This window comes from Cytobacillus mangrovibacter (assembly GCF_042865275.1).
Lineage (GTDB): Bacteria > Bacillota > Bacilli > Bacillales > Cytobacillaceae > Cytobacillus > Cytobacillus mangrovibacter.
The window spans coordinates 139,175-156,052 of sequence record NZ_JBIACJ010000003.1 but is presented as its reverse complement, the minus strand read 5'-3'; the positions used below and the strand labels follow the sequence as shown (position 1 = coordinate 156,052).

Sequence of the window (16,878 nt, the reverse complement as noted above, 5' to 3'; positions counted from 1 at the left end):
CAATATATGTGAATTGTACTTTATCTACTTTTTATATCTGAATTAGTTGACATTAACATTCCTATTTGCAATTAATAATCCAGGATATTACGTCATTTGAAAAGTTTGAGAGGAATTGTGTAAGGATGATTGAGCCTTTGGGGGATTGTAATCTATGCCTAGGTGAAAAACTAAGTATTCCATGGATTGGATGGTGATGGCAGATTTATATAGATGTAGTAATATTTCTCTTAAGCTAGTTATTTCGTACTTCCATATTTTCAAAGTCGATGATTAATTGATTTGCTAGAAAAAAATCACTTCCGATGATTCCGTCAAATCCATACATTTCTCTTACATCACCGAGTTGTATAGTGAAATCTCTCAGGTGGAACGTATCGATTGTCATGCCGCTCACCTTTTGTTCTATACAAATTTCAGTACCACCAATTCCGTACATCTTACGTGTAATGGCATTTTCTAAATCGAGCATTAGCTCAATTTCTTCACATAGGTCCGTATCTAAAATAGTTGAAGAGCAACCAGTATCAAGCAGTACATTAGTAAAAGTCCTTTGCATTCCTTTGTATTCAATCTGAACAGCAACTAGCGGCAGATGATCATTTATTTCGAATTTCATACTCTTCTTCGCACTCCTATATATGGCTGCTCCATTACTTTTATTACCTCGTTATTGGTGTGAAAAATATATAATTCTCGATTTGTATTTTCTGCATGTAATTTTTTATACACTCTCCATGCTGCATTGCCGTTCTCAAAGTCATCAATTACAGACATTTCCTTGATGATTCTTTCTTTTCCTCTTGTTTCTGATATTAATGATTCTACTAGGACACAACGTTCTGGAAAATGCTTACGTACTTCAGACCATTTCATTTATATACACCTCCAATTTATGCCTAATTTTATTTTAATTATAGCAATTTTAATTGATTGAGTTTTATTCGTGGTCATGGATTTTTGCAATAGAACCACTTAATTTTCATGTATCTATCAACATTTCCTTTACTTCTTCCTCTTTCAGTCCTGTCATGCTGACGATATCTGAAATAGACAAGCCGCTTTCCTCCATTTTCCTTACAAGACATGCCATTCCTTCTTTAATACCTTTTTTTATTCCTTTTTCAACCCCAACTTGAATTCCCTTTTTATATCCTTCCTCAATCCCTTCTTCTCTCCCTAACCGCCTTTCCCCTCTAATGTTTGAGAGCTGATCACGTAAGTATTTCAATTTAGCCTCATATAACATTTTATTTTCTTTATTAGCACTTAGATTTTCCCATTCAATCAGTGCTTCACGTACTTCTTGTTCGTTCATGGCTAACTCCTCCAAGTCATGAAAAATTTCGTCATCACCGGTTTTCTTTTCATAATCAGCGGCTGTTAACATCATTAACCATGGTAATTCAGGTGGTGGGTTTGTTTTCATTTCACGTCTGTATTTTCTCCATTTTACCATGAATTGTGAAAGATCAAAGGCATGAAATTCTATATGGGGGCACCACAGGAAAAGTTCCGTGTCTTCTCTAAGATGAAATACATTATGGAAGCTATCTGTTTCATGTGGAAATAGCGGGTAGTTTTGGATGCTTATCATAATTGTAGGGGGCAATTGTCGATAATTTTCTCCAGCAGCTAAAGAACCAGAAAATAATTTAGACCAGTAAAAAAGCACACGTTCTGCCATATCATGCTGGTTCGCTAATTGGATTTCGACATTGATTCTTTCACCAGTAGAAGTAAATACTAGTATATCCAATCTGCTTGTTTTTCCATCAGGATCCTCCTTGATCTGTTCCGTATTTTCAAATTGCACGTCAACAATTCGGTCATTTCCTTTTCGATGAAGTAAATCATTTAAGAAGGCAATGGTAATGTTTTTTCTCCTAGAATCACCAAATAATTGTTTAAACATGAAATCCATTTTTAAATCGAGGTATTCTTTTGTCATATGGAGTCATCCTTTCGGGGAAATTATTTAATAAATATTATTGTGGTTGTTCTTCAGAGGAACGGTTAAATATATTTATAAAAGGGGTACACAAAAATGGGCTGGTTTACTAATTCATTTACAATTTAGTAGAGTCATGGAAAAGGATATATGTATTTTTTCACCATTTAAACATCTCCTTTCTTTTTCTAGCCCTTTCGACAAATACTTCAGGAATTCCTGCTTGAACATACACTTTCCCTAAATATATTAGTATATGATATGGGTCTTCTTATTCTCCTCCAATTGCAACACTACTAACATGATGAAAAGATACCCCGTGGAAGTATCTTTTCATCATGTAATTAGTAATGTAGGAATTCCTTCAAGTCCGACAATCAGTTCGTCACTATTTTTAATAGCTTCTAAATATTCCTTTTCAATCATGCTCTGGATAAGGGTGATTACTTTATTAAAAAAAGGCGCTAATTTTCTCAGCACCTCTTTTAGTCAATTATTAAACTTCCCCAACTCTTTATTCACAATATTTTCCGGGATTTCCCCATTCAATGCCTGAAGCATATTATTCACTGCTACATTTGCCATTTTTATTCGGGTTGCGATACTCGCGCTTCCTATGTGTGGGAGTGTTACAACATTAGGCATTGTCAGCAATGGATGATCCATTGGAACGGGTTCTTGTTCAAATACGTCTAGACCAGCTGCCCAAATTTCACCATTATCTAGGGCATGATAGAGATCATTTTCGTTCACTATTCCTCCGCGAGCAGTATTTATGATGATCGAAGTATCTTTCATCAACTTAAAATGTTCTTTCCTAATCATATTTTTCGTTTCTGGTGTATAAGGAGTCATAATGCAGACATAATCTGACTCTTTTAATAGATTCTCTAGCGTCGAATACTGTAAACCTAATTCCTTTTCGGCTTCTAGCTTTCTGCTTCTATTATAATACAGTATATTCATATTGAATCCTTTTGCCCTCTTTGCCAGTGCCTCTCCAATTCTTCCTAGACCGATAATACCTATCGTAGAATTATAGATATCTTGCCCGGTAAGCTGCATCGGAGACCATGTACTCCATTTTCCATCTCTTAGATAATCGGATGCTTCTGGAATTCTTCTAGCAGTAGCCATTAATAGGGCAAAGGTTAAATCTGCTGTTGTTTCTGTTAAAACTCCCGGAGTATTTGTAACGATGATTCCCTTTTTAGATGCTGCATCAACATTGATGTTATTATAGCCTACCGCCATATTGCTAATTACTTTAAGGTTATCAGCTTTTTGAAGTAATTCCTCGTCAATTGTCTCAGTCAGCAAACAAAATAATCCGACAGCATCGACTATTTTTTCCTCTAAGACTTTGCGTGGGACAGGAGTATCTTCATGGTTCCAAATCGATACTTCACATACCTCTTCTAGTTTATTTAGCAGATGAGTAGGAATTTTTCTTGTAATAAATACCTTTGGTTTCAAACCTATCATCCTTCCCCTCTGTCATTATGAAAAACCTTTTAACAAACGCATAATCTGTTCTGCCCGTTCTGCAGTCCACTTTTGAGAATTCATCATTGATGATTCAAGTGAACATGGTCCCGGTACAATTGAAAAAGCACTACTAATTCCAAGTTCATCCATTTGTTCACCATTTAACTCTAGTGATCCACATAAGGCAATGACAGGAATATTATGTCTTTTTGCTACTTTACTTACACCCGCAATCACTTTTCCTGACAGTGTTTGACTATCTAGTTTTCCTTCACCTGTAATTATTAGATTTGCATCTTTAACTTTTTCATCAAATTGAATGGCATCCATCACTACATCAATTCCAGATTTTATCGTAGCATTTAAAAATGATACCAATGCTGCCCCCATACCACCAGCAGCTCCTCCACCAATGATATTGCATAGGTCAACATCTTTTTGTTTTTGAACAATTTTACTAAAATGAAATAATGCTTTATCCAGAATTATCACATCATCTGGTGAAGCCCCTTTTTGTGGACCAAAAATGGCAGACGCCCCATTTGGTCCACATAACGGATTTGTCACATCACTTGCTATTAAAAATGAAGACTGTTTTATGCGGGGGTCTAAACATGAATCATCGAAATAATCCAGGCTTGATAAAAATCCTCCTCCCTCAGCCAGCTCTTCACCATTATACGAGTAAAACTTCACTCCTAGAGCTCTTAACAATCCTGTACCGCCATCATTTGTAGCACTACCACCGAGTCCAATGATGAATTTACGGTAGTTCTTATCAAGAGCATATTTTATTAATTCACCCGTCCCATAGCTTGTAGCAAGCAAAGGACTTTTTTCATTATCAGAAACAAGAGGTAGGCCAGATGCTTGTGCCATTTCGATAACAACCGTTTCTTGATCACCCAAAACTCCAATCGATGCATTTACAGGTTTTCCAAGCGGTCCCTTTACTTCAACATCAAAAATCTTGCCATCAGATGTAAAAGTCAAGTTCTCCATAGTTCCTTCGCCACCATCAGCTAATGGTAGTCTAATAACTGAAGCTTGTGGAAAAACACGCAATACTCCTTCTTTTACAGAAGTACAAATATCACGAGCTGATATTGATCCTTTATATGAATCAGGGGCAACAACTATTTTCATAGACCTAACCTCCTACGAAATCTATTTTAAGACACTTGGAAGCCACAATGATATTTGCGGTAAATATGAAATTAACAAAATATCAATCAATAGCACAAAATAGAATGGGATAAGAGGTTTTAAAATTTGATCGATTCGCAGCTTCCCGATATGAATGGGCGTGAAACGATCCCACTTCATGTCCCATATTTTCGTCTTCATTTTTTCCGACAAAAGATCAAATCAACTCACAGCATTAACCCTCTAATCTGGAGAAGCGGCTGTTTATATTCGCAGGTTTTGCAGAAACAGCTTCCTCTCCAAAAATTCCAGTTCGATCGAAACTTGGATTTTGAAAATAAGGGGACGGTTCTAGTGTTTACTTCGTTTTGCGAAACAAAAGAAACATTAGAACCGTCCCGATGTTTCCTTATCGACTGTAATCTCGTTGATTGAATTATTATTTATATGCGATAAGTAAACCTCTACCCTCACTATGTACCTGTAACTCTTCTAACTTGTTTAATATTTCTACTTTTTATCAATTTTGAAACCCTTCTTACAAACTTTGGATATAAAGGATCAAGTTGAAGGAATTCAGGTATTAAACAGCATTGATTTTTTGGTTTTGCACTAAGGTATCTCTTGATAAACTACAATTTCCTCTGTCCTAGAATCCAATTAATTCTAGGACAGGGCTGGGTATTTCATAGACAGTGAACCGCTATACCTAAAAGTATACATAATCCGGTAAAAGCTTCAGCCCCAGTAATTAAACTTAAAGCAACTACTTTCTAAATTCATCAATGTATCTTTCCTGACCATTATTATCAATGTACTTCCAAAATCTCCACCCATTCGTTGAGGTATCACCTTTCCCAGAAAGAGTATATTTAGCCTTATCTGCAGCAGAAGAAACAGAATGACTTTCTCCTAAAAGCAAAACCTTTTGTGAATCGACATCAAGTGTAGCTTCCAACTTCTTGCTATAATATGTAGCAAATATCTTTATATTTCCTTGTACCCTGGGAGCAAGATAATATTGGTCTATTATTTGTTTTTCCTTCTCAATTATGGTCTTTTTAATTAAATCAAATATTAATTTTGCTCTTTCTTCTATAAACTCATTAAAAAACTCATCATATAATCCCTCTACTATTTCAGTTGGTACTAAATGTTCTTTAAGTGTGCTATCCAATTTTTCATTCGATGCTTTAAGCTCTGTCATATATCGGGACGGTTTCTTTTTACCAACTTTAATATTAGTGATTTTAGGAATTAGGGTTCTATTTGCAACACAATCCATTAAGGAAATCGCTTGTTCATCATTTTTAAATTGCTGTTTAATATATTCCTTAGGAAAGATATGATGATCCTCTAACTTTTTACTAAATGACAACTTACTTGAATTATTCCAATCCGTTAATCCCATTGAATTATAATTGATTAAATTTAGGATTCCCTTGTAAATCACATTAACTTTCCTTGAATATGAAAAAATATCTTCATATGAATCTATTTGGGATTTTAATCGTGTAAAGAAAACCCTATCAGTTATTTTTATGCCTTTCGCAATACTTTTAAGTACATTTGAGTCTTGCAATATTGCCTCATTAGACCCTGAAGAATACCTTTGTGATAAAATCGATGCCCAATACCAATATTTAATAAATTCATACTGCCATTCATTCATTTGGGAAAAGTCATTTTGATTAGACTCTCTTAAAAATATGATTAATGGAATTACCATATTCTCATAAGGCATCCAATTCTGAGAAATAGCTAGATCTTCTTGAAAAAGGAAATCCAATACCTGGTTATAATACTTACATATATCATCCCAATATAAATTAAAATGATCATAATTAAGATTTGATAAAATATAATTCCTGTCAATATCTTTACCATTACTAACAATATACGAAATAGTTCGAACAATAATTTCCCTATCAAACTTAAAATTTGGATACCTAGATTCTAGTTCATCAATTTTATCTCTCAAATTAAAACCTTTATAAAGTTTTGCAGCTAAAATATCTATAAAATTTAACTGTATGCCTTTACTATTACTTCGTTCGAAAAATAGTGCAAATTTCTCGTTATCCATATTTAATAAATAATAGGATAAAAGTAATTCACTCTTGAATAATTCCCCTAATTTCATGCAAAGTGTCTTATATCTTCTAAAATTATCTTTTAATTCTGCGTCATTCATTGCTACTACAAAGAGTAAATTATCAAAAAAGTTTTCCTTAATATCTTCATCAAACATATCACCTTTAGAAATTTCATAAGCCTCGGATAACTTAATTGAGATCCTCTCTTCATCTTCTTGTAAAGAAAAAGTGTACAACATTTCTTCTAGTGAGCGGTCTTTGTATTCTTTTGTCTTAATTTCATTATCCAAATCATCCTCACTTTTCGCAATGAACCATATCTCGTCTATCCCTTTTAAGGCTCTATAAAAAGACGTTGCTCGTTGTTGACCGTCTAGTATTAATCTAAAGTTAGATATTTGGGATTTTTGGTTTATTTCTCCCTTATCGAAAGATGTTATTTTCAGCTTTCTACGACTTCCCTGGCCTTTCCTTGGTCTAGTATCAATCTCTCTAACTGTAATTTCAAAAGTCGGTTTTCCATAAATAATTGACCCAATAAAAATATCCCTAACTATAGAATCGAAAAGCTCACAAGTCTTTTTAATTTCCCAAACAAAATCTCTCTGAAATTCAGGCAGTACAATATTTCCTTTATCAATATTTTCTACTAAGTTCTTAATTGACTCCGTTTGTTGTGGTGTGTTCAAAATATTTCCTCCCTTATTTTTTAATCGTTCTTTCCCATACAGCAGTGAGATTTCTTCCTAATTTTTTTCTTTATTGTTTCTATGAATAAAATCTTTCATCATAAATGATTATTCAAATTTCCACTAAAAGTAAACTAATGAAAATACAAGCTATTAAATAATTAGCTCTTATTGTTTAATATTTATAATTCGTCATCCCCCCACTTACATTCCCTTTTCTTTCAAAATGATAATGCAATCGATACTCACATATCTCCTTCGTCCATTCAAAAATTACAGCTTCATCTTCATAGTTAACATCAAACCCCAACTTAAATACCTCATCCTCAAAGCTTATTAACCCTTTCGAACTCTCGCTCCATTTAGTCATCGGCATTCTGGCAATCAAGCTGCTTACTCCAGATTGATCATAATTCCAAAGTAGTCTAGAAGCCTTGTCAGAAAAATCGATACGCTTGCGGTGTTCCTTTTCCATTAAATAGTGATGAAAAAATGGTGCTGCCTCTTCCGGTGTAATTGGATCATTCCAATGACTTGGCCCTCTTTCTAGCATAGCTAGCAGCACGACCATTTTGTAGCTCTTGGCCATACCTGTTTTTTCTGTTTCAATGAACCATTCTTTATAATGGTCATAAACTCGCTCTTCAGCTGAACTTAACTCATTAGCCCAGGCAAGGAATCCATGATAGGATTTGAATTCCTGTCGATATTGGACAGAATCGGATGCGCCTTTTAAATGTAACTCTAAATAACTTGGTCTTCTTCCTAATTCGAGTTTCAAATCCAAATAATCTTGAAGAAGCTTCTCTTTCCGAGGCTGTTTTTTCCTTGTCATTTCTTTTAGGAGATTGATGACCTTCACATCAAGGTTCAGTTCACACAGTTCAGGAAGCATTGGCTCTAGCGTTCTTTTCTTTCCGTTTTCCGTAGTGTCAAACAAGCTGAGCTTAATGTCAGCATTGCGATAGTTTCCGATCAGATCAATGACAACGCAATGACTTTTTGTATCATACAGACGGAGGCCACGGCCAATTTGCTGAGTAAAGATGGTTAATGATTCAGTTGGCCGAACGAATAACAGTGTATCCACTGCCGGTATGTCGACCCCTTCATTAAAAAGGTCTATGGTGAAAATGACGTCTAGCTGCCCCTTGTCAAGCTGGTCAATTGCATCCTGTCTTCCCACTTCCATTTGCTTCGAATGGAGAGCCACTGTATGATATCCTTTTTGATTAAAGTAATCTGATAGAAAATTTGCCTGCCGAATGGATGAACAGAAGCTAATCGTTTTAGACTGCTTCTTATCCAGCCAAGCTTGAAGAATTTTCTCGGCCATCTCATCACGAAGCTGAACCTGCAGGAGTTCTTCCTCATCATAACGGCTGCCAAGCCAAGTAATTTGACTGTAATCCGTTTCATCATATACACCAAAGTACTTAAAAGGAGCGAGCCATTTTCTTTCGATGGCATCAAGGAAATCCAGTCGAAAGGCGACATTTCCTTCACAAATCGCATAGACATCTTTGTTGTCATTTCGGTCTGGAGTAGCCGTAATGCCTAAAAGGAATTTTGGCTGAAAATAATCGAGCACCCTTTGATACGAGTCAGCAGCTGCATGATGAAATTCATCCACAATAATAAGGTCAAACTCATCTGGCGAAAACACCTTCAAATGCTGCTGCATGCTCATCGTATAGATGGAAGCAAAAATCGTATCATTATTGCTTTCTTTTTGCTTGCCATTATAAATTCCATATGATCTTTCAGGCATGATTTTTTGAAATGAACGTTTCGCCTGGTTGAGAATTTCCTCTCGATGAGCAATGAAAAGAATTTTTTTAAACCGTTGAGCAAAGAAACCGGCTAAATACGTTTTACCAAGACCCGTTGCCATGACAACAAGAGCTCGATTATAATCCTCTTCTAAAGTCTTATTCAGCTCTTCTAATGCCTCAATTTGTGCAAAGCGCGGCTGAATTTCACCGTATGATTCACGATCTTCATGAATCATCACGGCCTGAGGTTCTAATTTGTTATCTACCTCGGAAGGCAGCATCAAATCCTGCTCCTCCGTTTTCGTCCACTTCTTCGCTAGATCGGGATGCTTTTCATGGTATTTCTCATATTCATCCCGATAGTCTTTTAGCGTTTCTTTATTTAAGGAAACCGTCAGATTCGCATAGAATATATGTAAAAATTGCTGTAATGCTTCATTATATGTATCTGTATGATTACTGACGGAGAGATTCCACTCCACACCATGACTTAGAGCAGATCGTGATAAGTTGGATGAACCAACAATAAAGCAATCATGCTCATTTGTTTGAAAAAGATAGGCTTTTGGATGAAAGGATGTTCCATTGCTTTTCCAAAGGCGAATCACAATATTTTCATGAATGGACAGCAAAGCTTCAAGTGCATCTGGCTGTGTAATAAACAAATAATCCCCCGTACAAATCTTAATATCTGATCCCCGCTCTGCAGCAGCCCTTAATGAATCCGCCAAATAGTCAACACCAGATTTCATCGTAAAGGACGTCAAAATACAAATAGAAGAAGCAGTTTCAATCTGCTTCAACAAATGTGTACCAAGCTGGTTCGTAATTAATTGAACATTACTCATCTTCAACCTCAATTAAGAAAATTTTCTCTTTAAAACCGCCACGTTTCCTAGCCTTCTCTTGGCGAACCTCCTCAACCTTTTCAATCGATGCGCCATGATACTCTGCAAGTGCATGAATAATTTCTAGAACATCTGCTAATTCTTCAATCGCCTCTTCATTATTCGTTGTATTCACGTACTCCTCAAGCTCCTCGAAGCTTTTTTTCTTGAGTTCTTTTATGTATTCGGTGTTATCTAATAATTTTGTTGAGAACTTTTTCCCGGTTTTTTCAATGATTTCTGGGATGCGGTCTCGGACTAGTTTGTTGTATGTTGGCATTTGAAATTCTTCCTCTCTTTTAAACAATCACTCTTCAAATTATATGTTGTAGGGTGAAAATTCGCTTAGATTAGATAAAGATACCTGATCCCCCGGAATCAGATATCCCTAATTATTCTCCATCCTCATTACCCTCAATAATATACTGATAAAGCTTACCATCAATCCCCTGTTCCATAACCATATTCATATGAACAACTGGCTTGCCATCTTTCATTACATCCTGCTGAACCGTGCTTTTATCAGGCTTTGCTTGACCTAGGTAATAGAAGTCGCTGCCTTCATCATCATCTTTTTTGACGAAAATATGGAGATCGATATGATTTTTTTCCGCATCAATGATTGTTTGAACTTCATTGGAGTTTAGTGTTCTGTTACTACGTGTATACCATTTAAGAACATCCTGACTGAGAAACTCATCACCATAATTTACACTGGATTCAATTTCATCTTTTTTATGGTAGGTAATAAAGATCGGACAAGTACCATGTTTGGTTTTGTATCCATACATTGTAGAGCTTTCGTCATTTTGCCAATTCAATAATTTACAAGCGTCTTTCCTTGAATATTTTTCATACAAGGTAAGTGCTTGATTGCATCCGTATGTTTTACTCTTTTCTTTGGAACTTAATAAAATGTCCAATACCATTGTTTTGAAGCAATCATTTTTTTCTAGACTTACACGGATCGAATCATTAAATGAAAAGGAGTTTTCCTGTAAAGTGATGATTGGTTTATCCCCATATTTTTTTTTAAAGGTTTGCGTGAAAAATGACAAGTCATAGATACCCTTGACTGATGCAATGGTTTCTTCGTCTATTGTGCAACCTTCTTCGATTAAACGGTTGATAAATTCCCCATGCTCGACCTTCTCTTGCTGCATTAACAATTCCACCAATAAGATTTCATGCTTACGCTTTCCATTTACTAGCTCTAACGACAGCATTGTCAAAACCTGATTTTCATAGTTTGTAATCGTAGGTACTTCTTCTTTCATTTTCAATAAAAATTGGTAGTAGTTCGTATATTTTTCAACAATGACAACGGGATCGATAGAATGCTGCATGACGAAATCATACAGGTATGGCACTCGACCAAGTCTATTTTTTACCTCAATATAGGCGTCCTTTAAGATTCTGAGTGTGGTCAGATTGCTGTTATTTATGGCGCTAAAGATCCGCTTTTTTGCGATTTCTTCAAAGTTAATCGTTGAAACACCTTTTATATAGCTTGTGTCCTTCGTATGTCGGCGGATATTATCCTTGTTTTGTGATTGATCACCAGATAAAGCAATCGGAATTAAATAGTTATTTTTATAATTACCAATAAAATCGATGATCGTAACGAAATCCTTTGAGTCATGCTTACGAAGTCCTCTGCCAAGCTGCTGAATGAATATAATACTAGATTGTGTCTGTCTTAACATGACAACCTGATTAATGCACGGGATATCAATCCCTTCATTAAAAATGTCGACGGTTAAAATATAATCCAATTGACCATTTTCTAATTGATTCACTCGATAGGATCTCTCTTCTTGCGAATCATCACCTGTCAGCGCAACTGTGCGTAACCCTTTTTCGCTCAAGGCTCTTGATAATTCTTTTGCTTCTGTTTTCCGACTGCAAAATATTAATCCCTTAACCTTTTCACCAGAAAAACCATAATAATTAACCTTATCAATAATATGATTGACACGTTCCTCGTTAACAAGCTTCGTTAAAATGGTCGCATCATCCACATTTTCTCCGTTAATATCAAGGTCAGTCACACCGAAATAATGAAAAGGAGAAAGCATATCCTCCTCAAGCGCTTCCTGTAAGCGAATTTCATAGGCAATGTTGTAATCAAATAGCTCATAAATATTAAAATCATCTGTTCGTTCAGGCGTTGCCGTCATTCCCATAAAAAATTGTGGTTTGAAATAATCGATCACTTTGCGATAGGACGCGGCACCTGCTTTATGGACCTCATCTATTAATACATAATCAAATTCCTGCGGATCAAACTGCCTTAATGTCTCTTCTTTGGAAATGGTTTGGATGGTTGCAAATAAATACTTAGCATTTGCTTGCTTATTGGTGCCTGATAAAATCCCAAAGTCTTCATCCACTCCACCCAGAATCCGCTTAAAGTCCGACTTCGCTTTATTTAAAATTTGCTCTCTATGGACAATAAAGAGCATACGCTTAGGACCAAAACGTCTGACATCAAAGGCAGAAAGGTAGGTCTTCCCTGTCCCTGTTGCCGAAATAATTAATCCTTTATCTTTTCCTGCTGCTCTAACCGCTTCGATTTCTTGCAGCGCCGCTTGCTGCATCTTATTAGGAACGATCTTTAATGCATCCTCAATGGCATTCGTCTGATATTGTGTAGGCATTTCTATAATCTGATCAAAATCTCTTTTATCAACTGCCTGGGAATAAGTCTTTTCGTATTTCTCAATCCATTCCTCCGATAAAACGCTAGCCTGATTCCATACCTCTTCAAACTGACTTTTGAAGTGATGAACAATCTCTCCATTTTCAAGTGAAGTCAATTTTACATTCCATTCATAATTAACCTTCAACGCATGTGCTGTTAAATTAGAGCTTCCGACAATCAGTGAATAATGTGTGTCATGGTCAAATATATAGCCTTTCGAGTGAAAGCCCTTTAAATCTGTTAATCTCACTTCTACATTTTTGATTTTCATCAATTCCCGAAACACTTTCGGCTGATTAAATTGTAAAAATGTCGATGTTAATATCCGACCCTTTACGCCTTTTCGATCAAGATCAAGAAAATGGGATTTAAGTGTCGCAAGGCCGCTCTCCGTAATAAAAGCGACAGAAAAAATAAAAGACTTGCTTTGATCAAGTTCCTCTAACAATGTGGATAAAACGTTTTCATTTTTCTTTAAATTATTTACTAGTAACTTCGGCTTATATCGCCCAGATTTATTAAGCTGTTTATCAATAAAACCCCTATGTAGTGATGCTTCTAAGCTTCGAATCAAATTATTCATATAATCCCCAATCATTACCATTTGTTTATACTAATTGTAATACTCTTAATTTTTAAGCGCAATTTATTTTTAAAGCAAAGAAGCTATCAACGAATTGTGGGGGAGTTATTTCTTTTTTCTATTTGTGACGAGTGCAATCATTGCTATAAATGCTGTTCAAGCTGTAGCTAGAAAAATGCCAAATGGTATTAGCATATTCATTGCTTCATGAAACATTTTGCGAAACAAGATTTTCCGGGGTGTCACTGTGACCTTATCATTTCCCTAAAAGTATTGAATTCACTATGCCCGAACTCACTTCTTTTCTCTGCTAAAAAGCCCGCATAAACCACACCATAAAAATAGCCTTCAAATGTAGAGTGAATTTTGCCGATCTTTTTCATGAAAATCGTTTGTTTAAAGGCTTGAATAACGGTTTCTACTAGGTTAGCTAATGGCTGTTCAAGCTTACTTTTCTTATAGGCGATTAATACTCGATTCCAAAGATGATAAATATCCATTGCATGAAAGAACGGCTTTGCCGCTTGGATAAAGTCTTTATGAACAGATTCCGGCAGATAGGTTTCATCTATTGATTGATAACTGATATTTTCTAAAGGCTGATTTTTCTCTGCCGGCCTAACGTCATTACGTTTTTGTTTATTCTCACAGAGTGAACTCTGTTTATTCTCTGCTTTAATAGGAGTGACAGATCGGGTGTCATCTTGGGGTGACATATTATTTTTCACATCACAAATAGACTCAAATGGCTGTAAAAGAAGCAGATTCACCCCTTGTTTCCCATTCATACGTGCAGTTGGGACCTTCTTAAGAATCCCTAATTCTTCTAATTTATTGATTGCACGAATCACCGTTCTTCTCGAAAGTTCAGTTTCAGCTGCAATTGTATTGTATTTGGCAAAGGAAACACCAATGACTTTGACGGAGTGCCTCCAGATAAATCGAAGCACTTTCAACGTTCCGTCGGATAAAGTTGATTTATATATGTATAAAAATCCTCGAATGGCATGATCCATTTCTTCAATGGATGTGAATGTTTGATAGGTTTTGATTGATTCATAATTAAACTTTTCCATTTAACGAACCTTTCGAGCTGTGCACAACTCTATTTTTCCCCAGGTATCTTTACTGTATAGGAGAATGTGCATCTTGAAAAATGTGCTAACAAGCTGATAGCAGAGGTTTTATGGGAGAAATACAACTATAAAGGGTAAATTGTGGTGAAATCGGTTGTTTTGGGAGTGAAAGTACACAAATAAAAGATATTTTGAACGGGACTTGGCAGCGCTGACATTTTTATAGCAAAGATAGCAAAGAAAAAACCTTTTTGAATTAACGAATAGCGTAGAAATCAACATTAAAATTTATCAGCGCCTTTTAGCAAAAGAAGCTATCCACGAAATGTGAGTAGCTTCTTTGTCTATTTTTATTTTACATTAAATGCTCCTGCTAGTTTTTCTACGGCAGGAATATCCGCAGGTGCCCAGTCAAGTGATGAAAGCTCATTTGTTGGTAACCACTTTATCGCAACATGCTCTGTTAGCTCTGGTTTTCCTTCTATCAGCTTACAGCTAAAAGTCGTTAAATGAACGATTCCGAAGTCATATTCATACACCGTATGATCGACCTGCTCACCTATTTCAATTTGACAATTCATCTCTTCGCTAATTTCCCGTTTTAAAGCTTCCTGAGCAGATTCCCCAGCCTCAATTTTCCCGCCTGGGAATTCCCATTTTAGGGGAAGAGATTTATCTGGGCCTCTTTGGGCGCATAGGATTTTATTGTTATCGATGATGATCGCACCGACGACATGGATGTTTTTTTTCATGGGTCCTCCTTATATGAAGCTTATTTACACTTAACAAGTAGATATGTCTATTATAACTTAATTATGATTTATGTTAGAGCGGAAATACTGCGTTACATACTCTTTTGAAGCTCTAACAATCTCGCCCTCAATTTCGAATCACTAGCATAAATAAACAGACCACGTATTCCTCTTTTCATAAGAACATTGAGAGAATTTAATATAATTTTTTCCTTTATTTCATCGCTATTTTGAAATTCATCTTTTCCTCTATAAGCTTCCGTATCCTTATAATTATCTGTAAGGATTTTTAATTCATCGGTGTCTTCATCATATGAAATGGAGGGCCCCAGGATAACACCAACATAGTTTAAATCGAAGCCTTGTATGGTATAAATAGAACCGACTTCCCTGACAGTTTCTGCTTTTTCTGCCCATGTAGTATTTCCGTAATCTCCATTCCAAGGGAGTTTAAAATTATCTTCTTCTACGTAATAATCTTGGCCATCCTTCTTATGTATGTAATCGAATGTGGATACAATTCTTGCTAAACCAATTTCCCTATTCAAATCCTGTATTACGTCATTCATTTTAGAAGCTGATTCAAAGATCTTAAGATCATAGTTAGAGTCGTAAGGTATTTCAGTAATCTTCTTTTCAACAAAATGGTCAATCCAATTAATCATTTCATTATTTGCCTTCATTCGAAATTGGTTTGTTAGCTTATACGTAGGTTCCGTATTGTAATTTCCGATAATAGATTGAAGCCTTTCCTCATCCCAGTAGCTCTTCATCTTTAATACTTGCTTATCATCGTACACAGCGATAACAATCTTGCTATGTCTAATTATCTCTTGCAGCTGATTCTCTTCAACAAAGTTATTATATGGATCAGACTTTGTTAGCAATAAATGAGCTTCATCTACTAACACAATATCAGCCTTTTCCATCAATTTTTTTCGCTGGTTAATAAAGGATGTTGGTTTTTCAAAATTCTTTTTAGTAAGGGCTTTAACATTACCTGCAATCTTCTTATACGTTTTTAGCATTTCTGTATGATTGACTAATAAATAATTATTGGTATTTTTCAATGGTGATGATTTTTCTTTGGATAATTCTTGGATTTTATTAATTACCGAACTTAGTACAACACTTTTTCCAACTCCCGCTTCCCCTTTAATTAAGAAAACAAAAGGCTCATCATCATTAATGTGTTTCGTACAAACCTCAATAATCTTCTGCTGAAGTTCCAATTGTTCTATTGATAATTCTTTGAATGGGGAAAGCTTGAATATATCCTTATTTTCGATTGTATTTCTCGAATTATCTACAATATCCCTTTTAAGAAGCTCATCCCATATGTCTTCAAACAATTCCTCATTATAGAATCTTTTTTCATAATAATTATGCATCACACTGTTAACGGTTTGACTCTTGTTTTGTAATTTATACCGTTCGTCTGCTAAAAAATAATTGATCAACTTGGTTTCAATATTATATGTTGCGGATCGATTAAACTTTTCATGAATGATCAAGGACATCTTCTTTAATGCTTTTCTATCTCTATTATTTAAGTGGTCCCTCATCCGATTTCTTACTGCCACTGTCTCACCAATATAGACCGTTGTATCATTATTGAGAAAGTAAACTACTGGATAATCGGTATAGTAACCGTTCATTCTATCTATTGATGACTTGTCAAAAGGCATTGTTTTTATCTCTATTTTACTCATATAAATTTCTACCTACCTC

Annotated in this window: 12 protein-coding genes; all 12 read right to left on the bottom strand. The window is 35.4% G+C overall.

The window, feature by feature from the left end:
• Positions 1-235: 235 nt before the first annotated feature.
• The 12 genes from ACFYKT_RS07180 to ACFYKT_RS07125 all read right to left on the bottom strand — a co-directional run bounded on the left by ACFYKT_RS07180 (position 236) and on the right by ACFYKT_RS07125 (position 16,859).
• Positions 236-619 (bottom strand): aspartyl protease family protein, encoded by a 384-nt coding sequence (locus ACFYKT_RS07180; RefSeq protein ID WP_389217540.1) that lies wholly within the window; start codon positions 617-619, stop codon positions 236-238.
• Positions 616-876 (bottom strand): hypothetical protein, encoded by a 261-nt coding sequence (locus tag ACFYKT_RS07175; protein ID WP_389217537.1) that lies wholly within the window; start codon positions 874-876, stop codon positions 616-618. Before ACFYKT_RS07175 ends, ACFYKT_RS07180 begins: the two co-directional genes overlap by 4 nt.
• Positions 877-982: 106 nt before the next feature.
• Positions 983-1,951, bottom strand: coding sequence for an Rpn family recombination-promoting nuclease/putative transposase (locus ACFYKT_RS07170; RefSeq protein WP_389217534.1), 969 nt, complete (start codon positions 1,949-1,951; stop codon positions 983-985).
• A gap of 489 nt (positions 1,952-2,440) precedes the next feature.
• Positions 2,441-3,427, bottom strand: a complete 987-nt coding sequence (locus tag ACFYKT_RS07165) for a 2-hydroxyacid dehydrogenase (protein WP_389217531.1) — start codon at positions 3,425-3,427, stop codon at positions 2,441-2,443.
• 24 nt (positions 3,428-3,451) lie between these two features.
• Complete coding sequence (locus ACFYKT_RS07160) at positions 3,452-4,585, bottom strand: glycerate kinase (RefSeq protein WP_389217528.1); 1,134 nt, start codon at positions 4,583-4,585, stop codon at positions 3,452-3,454.
• A 766-nt stretch (positions 4,586-5,351) separates the two neighbouring features.
• Positions 5,352-7,370 (bottom strand): GmrSD restriction endonuclease domain-containing protein, encoded by a 2,019-nt coding sequence (locus ACFYKT_RS07155; protein ID WP_389217525.1) that lies wholly within the window; start codon positions 7,368-7,370, stop codon positions 5,352-5,354.
• Positions 7,371-7,545: 175 nt separating this feature from the next.
• Positions 7,546-9,993 (bottom strand): DEAD/DEAH box helicase family protein, encoded by a 2,448-nt coding sequence (locus ACFYKT_RS07150; protein WP_389217523.1) that lies wholly within the window; start codon positions 9,991-9,993, stop codon positions 7,546-7,548.
• Complete coding sequence (locus ACFYKT_RS07145) at positions 9,986-10,312, bottom strand: phosphoribosyl-ATP pyrophosphohydrolase (RefSeq protein WP_389217520.1); 327 nt, start codon at positions 10,310-10,312, stop codon at positions 9,986-9,988. Before ACFYKT_RS07145 ends, ACFYKT_RS07150 begins: the two co-directional genes overlap by 8 nt.
• Before the next feature lie 112 nt (positions 10,313-10,424).
• Entirely contained in the window at positions 10,425-13,319 is a 2,895-nt protein-coding gene (locus ACFYKT_RS07140; protein WP_389217517.1) for a DUF3427 domain-containing protein, read from the bottom strand.
• 242 nt (positions 13,320-13,561) lie between these two features.
• Positions 13,562-14,395 carry a helix-turn-helix domain-containing protein gene (locus ACFYKT_RS07135; protein ID WP_389217514.1) on the bottom strand — a complete coding sequence of 278 codons (834 nt, stop codon included), beginning with the start codon at positions 14,393-14,395 and terminating at the stop codon, positions 13,562-13,564.
• A gap of 350 nt (positions 14,396-14,745) precedes the next feature.
• Positions 14,746-15,147 carry a (deoxy)nucleoside triphosphate pyrophosphohydrolase gene (locus tag ACFYKT_RS07130; protein ID WP_389217511.1) on the bottom strand — a complete coding sequence of 134 codons (402 nt, stop codon included), beginning with the start codon at positions 15,145-15,147 and terminating at the stop codon, positions 14,746-14,748.
• A gap of 92 nt (positions 15,148-15,239) precedes the next feature.
• Entirely contained in the window at positions 15,240-16,859 is a 1,620-nt protein-coding gene (locus tag ACFYKT_RS07125; RefSeq protein WP_389217508.1) for a DUF2075 domain-containing protein, read from the bottom strand.
• Between the last annotated feature and the right edge of the window lie 19 nt (positions 16,860-16,878).

Excerpts from the sequence above, each read along its gene's own strand:
- ACFYKT_RS07175 (WP_389217537.1), bottom strand. The coding sequence starts at position 876 with ATGAAATGGTCTGAAGTACGTAAGCATTTTCCAGAACGTTGTGTCCTA.
- ACFYKT_RS07170 (WP_389217534.1), bottom strand. The coding sequence starts at position 1,951 with ATGACAAAAGAATACCTCGATTTAAAAATGGATTTCATGTTTAAACAA.
- ACFYKT_RS07150 (WP_389217523.1), bottom strand. The coding sequence starts at position 9,993 with ATGAGTAATGTTCAATTAATTACGAACCAGCTTGGTACACATTTGTTG.
- ACFYKT_RS07130 (WP_389217511.1), bottom strand. The coding sequence starts at position 15,147 with ATGAAAAAAAACATCCATGTCGTCGGTGCGATCATCATCGATAACAAT.
- ACFYKT_RS07135 (WP_389217514.1), bottom strand. The coding sequence starts at position 14,395 with ATGGAAAAGTTTAATTATGAATCAATCAAAACCTATCAAACATTCACA.
- ACFYKT_RS07180 (WP_389217540.1), bottom strand. The coding sequence starts at position 619 with ATGAAATTCGAAATAAATGATCATCTGCCGCTAGTTGCTGTTCAGATT.
- ACFYKT_RS07145 (WP_389217520.1), bottom strand. The coding sequence starts at position 10,312 with ATGCCAACATACAACAAACTAGTCCGAGACCGCATCCCAGAAATCATT.
- ACFYKT_RS07125 (WP_389217508.1), bottom strand. The coding sequence starts at position 16,859 with ATGAGTAAAATAGAGATAAAAACAATGCCTTTTGACAAGTCATCAATA.
- ACFYKT_RS07140 (WP_389217517.1), bottom strand. The coding sequence starts at position 13,319 with ATGAATAATTTGATTCGAAGCTTAGAAGCATCACTACATAGGGGTTTT.
- ACFYKT_RS07160 (WP_389217528.1), bottom strand. The coding sequence starts at position 4,585 with ATGAAAATAGTTGTTGCCCCTGATTCATATAAAGGATCAATATCAGCT.